This window comes from Herbidospora galbida (assembly GCF_005233835.1).
Classification (GTDB): Bacteria; Actinomycetota; Actinomycetes; order Streptosporangiales; family Streptosporangiaceae; genus Herbidospora; species Herbidospora galbida.
Map to the genome: position 1 here is coordinate 1 of NZ_SZQA01000117.1, position 843 is coordinate 843.

At 76.5% G+C, this 843-nt stretch carries 1 protein-coding gene; it reads right to left on the bottom strand.

Translation table 11 applies throughout. The features are described from left to right. Nucleotides 1–806: hypothetical protein (locus FDA94_RS39745; RefSeq protein WP_170991330.1), on the bottom strand; the 806-nt coding region annotated here is incomplete at its 3' end. Between the last annotated feature and the right edge of the window lie 37 nt (nucleotides 807–843).

Consider the following 843-nt stretch of genomic DNA (forward strand, 5'->3'; position numbering starts at 1 on the left):
GCACCGGTCGCCGCCCGCTGCGCCTCGGCCTTGGCCTGCTCGGCCTGAGCGGCGGCGGCCGGAGTGGCGGCAGCGGCCCCGGCGAGCAGCGCCTCGGCCTGAGCCGGGGCAGCCTGCGCCGGAGCCTGAGCCGCCGGAGCCTGTGCGGCAGGAGCCGGGGCGGCCGGAGCGGCCTCCTTGACCAGCGGCGTCGCGGCCTTCGCCGGAGCAGCGGCCTTGGTGTCCGGAGTGTCGAGGTTCACCGCCGGAATGATGCCCCTCGCGGCCAGCGCGGCCTTGATCGCGGCGGCGGCGCGCATCTCGGCCAGCTTCCGCATCATCTCGGCCCGCTTGACGGCGGCCTTCCGCATCATCTCGACGCGCTTGGCGGCGGCCCGCTCCAGCACCTCGGCCCGCTTGGCCGCGGCCGTCTCCATCAGCATGGCCTGAGCGGCGACGGCGTCCACCGCCGGAGCGGCCTGAACGGCAGCACCCTTGACGACCTCGACCGAATCCGCCGGCGCCGGCGGGGCCGGGGCCGCGATGGCCCCCGCCGCCTGCGCGGCCTGAGCCCGAGCGGCCCGGGCGGCGATCTCCTTGGCGGCCTTCACGGCGGCCTTCTCAGCCTTGGCGGCCCTCGCGACGGCCTTCGCGGCCTTGGCAGCCTTGGCGGCCTTCGCAGCCTTGGTGAGCTTCGTGGTGGCCTGCTCAACCTTGACAGTCTTCGCGGCGGCCTTCTGAGCCCTGGCGGCGCGACGCTTCTGCTTCGCCTGCGCCGCCGCGTCACCCGCGACGGCGGCGGCGGCCGGAGCGGCAGGCTTGGCCACAACAGCCGGGGCGACGGGCTTGGCCGCAGCAGCAGCG